Raw genomic sequence first — 7783 nt, 5'->3', positions numbered from 1 at the left:
AACGGTGAGCAGGATCGGGAAAACTACTACACGGCTGACCATTACGAATCGTTCGACCTGATCGACTATGGATGCTGAGCTGAGCCACGAACAAGGAGTCGGTTGAGAATCGAGGTCTACCGATAGACCCCGCGGGACCTCATAAAATTCTCACGCACGGTCGTCCATCATGGCGTCGAGGGGCGATCACCGTCTACTCACATGTCCAATTCCGCCGTGCTCCACTCCGACGAAAGTGCTTATATGAAGGCGACCAGGGATCGTTATATCGACACGATCCGTGCGTTGGCGATCGTCAGAGTGATTGTCTATCACGCACTGGGTTTCGGTTGGCTGACGATTGTCTTTCCATCGATGGGCATTATGTTTGCCCTGGCCGGCTCCTTGATGGCGGCTTCTCTCGCAAAGGCTGGAACGAGTACGATAGGCCATCGGCTGCGCCGATTGCTGCCGCCTTTCTGGGCATACGGCGCGGTCGCCGTTTCGGTCATGCTCATCGCCGGGTGGACTGCGGAGGATTCGACGCCGCCGACCGATACCGGAATGCTCTTCTGGATCCTTCCGCTGACCACACCGCCATCCAGCGAATGGGGCGAGTTCTTCGTCGGAATGCTGTGGTACATCAGCACTTACATCTGGTTCGTGCTGCTGTCTCCGGTGCTGCTTCCACTGTTCCGTCGCATGCCGGCGATCATGCTGGGTCTGCCGTTCGCGCTGCTGTATGTGTTCAGCGTCGAGACGTTCGGGATCAGTGATACGGTCCTCGACCCGCTGACCAATTGCCTCACCTATTTGGCCTGCTGGCTGCTCGGGTTCGCGCATCAGGACGGCACCCTCGCCCGGCTCCGGTGGCGGTTGGTGCTGCCGGTCGCCGCGGCCGCCGCGATCATCGGCGGGTGGCTTACCTGGCTCGGGCGGGCCGAGTCGGAGTTCGATCTGACGAGGGACGCGATGCCGAACGCGTTCTGGTCCTTCGCGTTCGTGCTGCTGCTCCTGCGATTTCGTCCCGACATGTCGTGGCTGGCCCGCACTCCGCGGTTGGACTGGCTCATCGGGCTGCTCAACGCACGAGCCGTCACCATCTATCTCTGGCACACCGCTGGCATCGTCTGTACCGGCTACCTGCTCACCGAGATCGGGTTGGAGCCCGAAAGCCTGAGCGGAGCGATGCCATTGATTCTCGGCACACTCGTGTGGACCACGGCGGCCACTCTGCTCCTCGGCTGGGTGGAAGACGTGGCCGCACGGAGAAGTCCCAGTCTGTTGCCGTCGATCAGCCGCAGCAGCTCCGAACCCGGGAAGACCGACCCTGAACCGACCACCGATGTCATCAGCATGAGGCGTACACCTTGATCTCCCCAGATCAAACAGTTTGACCGGCTGAATTGGTTCTCACGATCTCCCCATGATCAGGTTGGGACGATATCGCGGTGTCGACGGAATCCAAAGGGACGAACCCAGCCGTGCCGCAATCGAATACGGGAAGGCTGATTGCGGTGGACGCCGCCCGGGGCATCGCGGTGCTGGGGATGATCGTCGCGCAGGTCGGCGTCAGCGGGCAATTGCGATGGGAAGATCGGGCGTCCTGGCTGGCTCTCGCGTACGGACGATCTTCGGTACTCCTCGCGATGCTCGCCGGATTGTCGCTGGCATTGATCAGCGGGCGGACCCGACCGATGCTGGGACAAGCAATGGTTGCGGTCCGCCTGCGGATCGTGATGCGGGCTTTCCTGCTGTTCGTGCTGGGCGGTCTGCTCGTCGCGCTGGGTACGGGAATCCAGGTGATCTTGCAGGCCTATTCGGTTCTGTTCGTGTGCTGCTTGCCCTTTCTGGGGTGGAGCCCTCGTCGGCTGTTGAAACTCGCCGCGTGCTGTGCGCTCATCGCGCCCGTCCTCAATATCTGGTTGGCCGGCATGATGTTGAAGGACTGCGACTGGGCTGCCGTGCACTGCGGAGGTGGTCACTTCGCCGAATGGATGGTCACCGGCACCTATCCCGCAACGATATGGATCACCTTCGCCCTGACCGGGCTCGCACTCGGCCGCAGCGATCTCGCGAACCGTGTCGTCCAGATCCGAATGATGGTCGCCGGAGCGGTGATGGCGCTGGCTGGATACGGCTCGGCCTGGCTGATAGTGAGCGCTCTTCACCTCGAGGATCTGGATTTTCGGTGGATTCGACTCGCGAGTGCCGAGCCGCATGTCGGTTCATCGTTCGAAGTCGCCGGTTCCCTCGGGCTCGCGATAGCCGTGCTCGGCGTGCTGCTGTTCATGGTCGACCCCTGGGGTGGAGTGCTGCGGCCTATCGCTGCGGTCGGGATGGTGCCGCTCACGGTCTATTCGGCTCATATCGTCGCGATTCGTCTGATCGGATCGAATGACGAGGCATCCGGAAACGGTCTGCTCGTGACATTTCTCCTGGTGACCGTCGTGTTCTCGGCAATCTGGGTCTTCGTGTTCGGACGCGGTCCCCTCGAACGTCTGGTGACGTGGATTTCCAATCGGGCCGCTATGTCCCCTGATTCGCCCCCTTCGCTACGCGGTGCGCCAGGTCCGAACAGCTGATATCACCAGCCTTTCGGACGGACGGATCGGTCCAACCGCCAATTATTTTGCGGCCTATATATTCTGAACGGCGATGCAGGCATTGTGTCAGCTATGAAACGTACAGAATTGCCGTCTTATTGGCCGCTCATCGCGGTCCTGTCCACCTTCGGGGCATTGGCCGGAGTCGGTTCCGGTGGCGGGCTGGCTGTGCTGGGCGCGCCGGTATGGACCTCGGATGTCGGCTACGCCGCCTTCGGATCGGATTCGATTGTGCCGCAGCCAGGGTGGCTGTTGGTATTGATCAGCGCCCCGATGATCGCGGGCGGCTGCGGATTCGTCATCGCGTCCGTTCTGATCGATCGCGGGTGGACGCTCGCGCGGATCGGAAGGGGAAACGCGCGGCCGCTGTTCGTGCTCTTCATCGTCATCGGCCTCGCGTTCGGCATTCTGAACACGCTCGTTTGGCGATGGACTGCCGTACCCGACATGCTGCCCTATACCGTGTCCGATGGCAGCATCGATTTCGATTCGGTCGGCGACCCCGACGTCCCGCTGTCCAGTGATCACGCAGTCGACCGGGCACCCAGCTGGATCGGTGTGGTCGCCGCCGGGATGGGGTACGGGATGATCGTCGCCGCGATACTGGCGGCGTGTGGATTTCGGTTGCGGCGCAACGCGGATGACTCCCTGGCCCCCACGGCCAATTCCGAGGCTGACGCCGAGACCATGGTGATCCCGAAGTGACGGTCCGGCGGACGTCCGGTTCATGTGAGTTCTGGCGCGGTCCGGGGCGCCGATATCGCTACGGCAAGGGGACTCTCGCGCAATAGTTTTGGATCGAGTTGAAGTTTCCCCATGATGGCAGGACATGATCGACGGTGCTGACCTACGACAGGTATTCCCTACCTCCGGACACTCGAACCCGACGATTGGCCACCGCCTGTCGACGGTTGGACAAATCGTGCCAACTGCGGTGACAGGCGGGCCTGTCACCGGCATATAGTGCTAGCTACTCAATGCCTGTGTCGCTGTGAAATTCGGTAGGGCGCAGGTCGATTAATGGTAATTCGACAGCTATTCGAATCTCTTGTCTCGATCCCGCGCGCGATGAGCGAGCCGCCATTTGGCAGGAGCGGCGTGCGGGGGAAGAAAGCAGCATGTGATGCACGAATACGAAGGCGACACACCTCGCGATCCCGACAAGACCGAAACGATCGAGATCACCGATCCCGACCCGCTCGATCCCGACGGCGCGGACATCGCCGAAGACCCGGACGCGTACCTCACCGATGAGTACCCATACGACGACATCGAGGCTGATCCGCCACCATCCTCTTCGGCGCGATGGCGGCGGATCTTCACACGGCCGGACATCGAGACCGTGCGACGGTATACGCCAGGTGCCGCAGCCGTATGCACCATGGTGGCCCTTGCGGCCGTGATCGCCTTCAGCAGCGAATCGCACGAGGAGGATCGAATCGGAGACCGAGCCGTGTCGATGTCGGAGACCGGGAGCACCTCGGTCCGGGCTAAAACGACTTCGCCGGACGGAAGCAGCAGCGCCACCACGACCACCAAGGCGAAGAAGGAACCCGCGTCCACGACCAAGGCGACTCCGGTTGAGGTGCCTGTCCCGTCCGGTGAGAAGCCTTCCGGCGGTAGAACTCCAACCGACAAGAGCGGTCCGGCCCCCAGTACGAGTAAGGCGCCACCTGCCGGGAAACCCGTCGCCGGCACCTCGAATCCGGCCACGACCACGACGACGAAAACTACGACGCCGACCACCACTTCCGCCAAGTCGACTCCAGGACCGAGCTTGTCCCTTGGTGCGGGTGTGACGCTGTCCTTCGACGACCGCCCCCAATCGCGGCCGAACCCGACGACCCAAACTCCAAGTGCTACTACGAAAACGGTGACGGTGACCGTCACGCCGCCGCCGGCGACGACCACGACTGCGGCTCCCTCGTCCACCACAACGGTTCCGACGACGACCACGACGACACCCCCGGTCACGACCACCACGACGGTCCCGGCCACGACTACTACCCCCGCCACGACCACGACGCGCCCGACCACGACCACGAGCCCGCCGCAGCCACCGGCAGATCCGGATGACGTGGACGATCCGGCGCCGCCAACCACGACGGCGAAACCGACTCCGACGATCACGACGACGGAACCCACTCCGACGATCACGACGACGGAACCGATTCCGACGACCACCACGACGGAACCGCCTCCCCCCACGATCGCCGTACCCGGCAGGCGTCCAGACGAAGTCGAAGAGCCAACTGTGCCATGGAACTTCGAGTAATGACCGGCCCCCGAACGCCGTCGCGGGACCGTCGCGGCAACGTCACGGCCCGGGCGGCACTGACTGTGTCGCTGGTGACATTGGTCGCGGTGCTGGCCGCGGAATGCGCCGGTGGAAACGGTAACCCGCGTTACGCGGCGCCTCCCGCCGCCGGTGCCGCAATGCCGACGATTCGGCTGAATGCCGTTGACAACAAGCTCGCTCAGCTGCGCGATTGGGCGGAGCCGCGCTCCGACCGGTACGGCATCCCGGAGCGGGCACTCGAGGCCTACGGCTACGCGACGGTGGTCATGGCGAAGGCACAACCGGATTGTCACCTGGGATGGACCACACTGGCCGGAATCGCGCAAGTGGAGAGCAATCACGCTCGCTTCGGCGGCGCCACCATCGACACCGACGGGCAGGTGCTGCCGGTGATCCGCGGAGTCCCGCTCGACGGCACCGCGGGCAACGAGGCGATCGCCGATCCCTTGTCCCCCGGAGACGGAAGCATCATCTATGCCCGTGCGATGGGACCGTTCCAATTCATCCCGGATACCTGGGGTCGCTGGGGGATTCGGGCAGATCTCGACTATGATCTCCTCGCCGTCGCACTCGAGGACCAGCAGCCTGTCGCCACCGATGACCTTTCCGGCGATCCCGACAACATCGACGACGCCGCCCTTGCCGCGGGACGCTGCCTCTGCGCCGCGGGAGGTGACCTGTCCACGGCAGAGGGGTGGCAGCGAGCGATCTTCGCCTACAACCACTCCCCGGTCTATGTCGAGCAAGTGCGCACTGCCGCACTCGATTACGACGCGTAGAGACGCGTTCCTCGCCAGCCTGTGGAGACTGCCGAGATCGCGGTGCCGACTCCGCGTTGCGGAAACGAGTAACTGTAGAAGGTGCGAATATCCAGTCGGCTGGTCATGTCGGCCAGGTGTCGAATTCGACGCTCAGGGCCACCTGTGCCGCGGCTGGAGCCGATAGCATCGTCGCGGATCGCCGAATTCGGAAATGTGGTGTGGCCCTGCATATTTGGTGCGCCATCCGTTCGGCGGCCACAGGACATCGAGAGGAGATTTTCATGAAGGTATTCGTGTCGCGCGGGGTTGCGCTGGGAGCGATTCTTGCCGGGCTGTCGATGGGTATGGCCACCGCGAACGCCGAGGCGGGACTGCCGTTGCAACAGCCGGGACCGGCAGATGTCGCCTCCGGCGCGGCGACTGATGTCACCGGCATCGACAGTCTGTCGGGACAATCCGGCCGGTGTATCTCGATCGGCCAGCTCACGGCCGGCAGCAGCGTCAAGGGCTGACCACCCGCCATCGAGCGATTGAACGCCTCGGACTCCGCACGGAGTCCGAGGCGTTCTCATTGGCGTCGCGCCCGCGCCTTGCGGGATATCGCTCGATGTGGCGAGAGCTATTGGGGAAGTACAGGTTTGGGTCCCCACCCCGCCCATTGTTCGCCATTGTGTGAGAGAGCGAACAATGCGGTTCGGGGGCGGGGTGGGGAATCGCGTGGCGCCTGCAGGGGGAATGCACGCCCGCGATACTGGTTCCGTTGTGGGGTTGGGTCGACCCGGAACCAGGTCTATTGGGGGACTCATCGTCAACGCATGAAGCCTTGGCGGGGGCCGCTACGGATCACACTGCGATCCCGTGTACTGGCTCGATGTGGCTGACGCGACCGCCTGCGCCCAGGTCGGCTGACCGGCCGTGCCGCCGATCGCCCGTGTCGACAGGGCGCCGCAGGCGCAGCCGACCGCGAGAGCCTGCTCGATGTCACCGGTGTTCAGCAGCCCGGCCAGGAAGCCGGCATCGAAGCTGTCTCCCGCGCCGACGGTATCCACTGGTTCCTCGGGGACGCCGCGGTGGATGAGGGTTTCTCCCTCGACGCGGGCGATCGCGCCTTGGTGCGCACGCTTGATCACCGGGACAACGCCTGTCCGGGCAAACGATGCAAGTGCGGCATCGACGGAGTCGGTGCCGGTCAAGGCGAGGGCCTCGGTCTCGTTCGGCAGGATGAAATCACAGGCGTCGAGCAGCCCGGGCGCCAGGTCCCAACGGCGAGCAGGGTCATCATTGGTGTCGAGCGAGGTGGATCCGCCCGATTCGCGCGCCTCGCGTAGCAGACCGGTCAAGCGCGCGGCCATTCGTGGCTGGAGGTAGTACGCGGCGGCGTGCACATGCCGTGCCGGCGGGAGCGTTTTCGGTTCGAAGTCGCTCAAACATCCAGTGGCGGTGAGGATTGCGCGATCTCCGCCCGGACCACCCAGGCATACGGTCAGTGCGGTGGGCAGCCGGTCGTCACGAACGACGGCACTGATGTCGACGCCGGCGGTGAACAGCATGTCGAGGACGAAGTCTCCGGCAGCGTCTCGTCCCACGGTCGCGGACAGTGCGGTGGAGAGGCCGAGGCGAGCCGCGCCGTGGGCGACGATAGCCGCCGAGCCGCCCAGGGTGAGCACTCCGGTATCGACCAGGGTTTCGGACTGGCCGAACGGCGGGTTGGCCGGAGCTCCGGTGATCAGAACGTCGGGGTTCGCATCCCCGACGACCACCAGGTCGAAGGTGGCCATTACCGACCTCGCGCGGCGGACTCGGTTGCCGCGTTGGCTGTACGGATCACAAGCGATTCTCTTTCGGTGTCAGACGGAACAGGCGAGCCGGGCCGGAGCGATTGCGGGTGGGTGAGCGCCGGCCCGGTCACCCACCCGCGGAATGGTCAAGCGGCAGGGGCGGTTTCGGTGAGCAGGTATTCCTCACGAACCTGTTTGGGGCCGAACGGCCAGATCTTCTCGATGCGCGACCACATCAGGAAGGCGGCGATGCCGAGCACGACCCAGCCGATGGACCATTCGATCGGATACACGCCGGGATTCGCCTTGTCCGCGTACAAGTAGATGATGGCCCATCCGATGCCCGCCACGATCAGCGGC

The 7783-nt window shown here is 64.0% G+C and carries 8 protein-coding genes; 5 read left to right on the top strand and 3 right to left on the bottom strand.

Annotated elements, in window-relative coordinates; all coding sequences use genetic code 11:
* The first annotated feature begins 201 nt into the window (after positions 1-201).
* From ACWELQ_RS31335 to ACWELQ_RS31325, 3 genes are all read left to right on the top strand, one after another.
* On the top strand, positions 202-1353 hold the full coding sequence (locus tag ACWELQ_RS31335) for an acyltransferase family protein (RefSeq protein WP_452400638.1): 1152 nt from the start codon (positions 202-204) through the stop codon (positions 1351-1353).
* 77 nt (positions 1354-1430) lie between these two features.
* A complete protein-coding gene (locus ACWELQ_RS31330; protein WP_452400637.1) occupies positions 1431-2564 on the top strand; it encodes a DUF418 domain-containing protein in 1134 nt (377 codons plus the stop codon).
* Between the two features lie 93 nt (positions 2565-2657).
* Positions 2658-3290 (top strand): hypothetical protein, encoded by a 633-nt coding sequence (locus tag ACWELQ_RS31325; RefSeq protein ID WP_452400636.1) that lies wholly within the window; start codon positions 2658-2660, stop codon positions 3288-3290.
* Between the two features lie 330 nt (positions 3291-3620).
* On the opposite strand, the gene ACWELQ_RS31320 is transcribed toward ACWELQ_RS31325, so the two are convergent.
* Positions 3621-4772 carry a hypothetical protein gene (locus ACWELQ_RS31320; protein ID WP_452400635.1) on the bottom strand — a complete coding sequence of 384 codons (1152 nt, stop codon included), beginning with the start codon at positions 4770-4772 and terminating at the stop codon, positions 3621-3623.
* A 162-nt stretch (positions 4773-4934) separates the two neighbouring features.
* Here ACWELQ_RS31320 and ACWELQ_RS31315 point away from each other — a divergent pair, with 162 nt between their 5' ends.
* A complete protein-coding gene (locus ACWELQ_RS31315) occupies positions 4935-5663 on the top strand; it encodes a murein transglycosylase (protein WP_452400639.1) in 729 nt (242 codons plus the stop codon).
* Between the two features lie 263 nt (positions 5664-5926).
* On the top strand, positions 5927-6157 hold the full coding sequence (locus ACWELQ_RS31310) for a hypothetical protein (RefSeq protein ID WP_452400634.1): 231 nt from the start codon (positions 5927-5929) through the stop codon (positions 6155-6157).
* Between the two features lie 324 nt (positions 6158-6481).
* Here ACWELQ_RS31310 and ACWELQ_RS31305 read toward each other — a convergent pair whose 3' ends face one another.
* Positions 6482-7423, bottom strand: a complete 942-nt coding sequence (locus ACWELQ_RS31305; RefSeq protein WP_452400633.1) for a carbohydrate kinase family protein — start codon at positions 7421-7423, stop codon at positions 6482-6484.
* Between the two features lie 146 nt (positions 7424-7569).
* A partial coding sequence (locus tag ACWELQ_RS31300; RefSeq protein WP_452400632.1) for a hypothetical protein occupies positions 7570-7783 on the bottom strand: 214 nt, incomplete at its 5' end.

This window comes from Nocardia sp. NPDC004722 (assembly GCF_053601505.1).
This window is presented reverse-complemented; position numbering and strand designations above follow the sequence as displayed.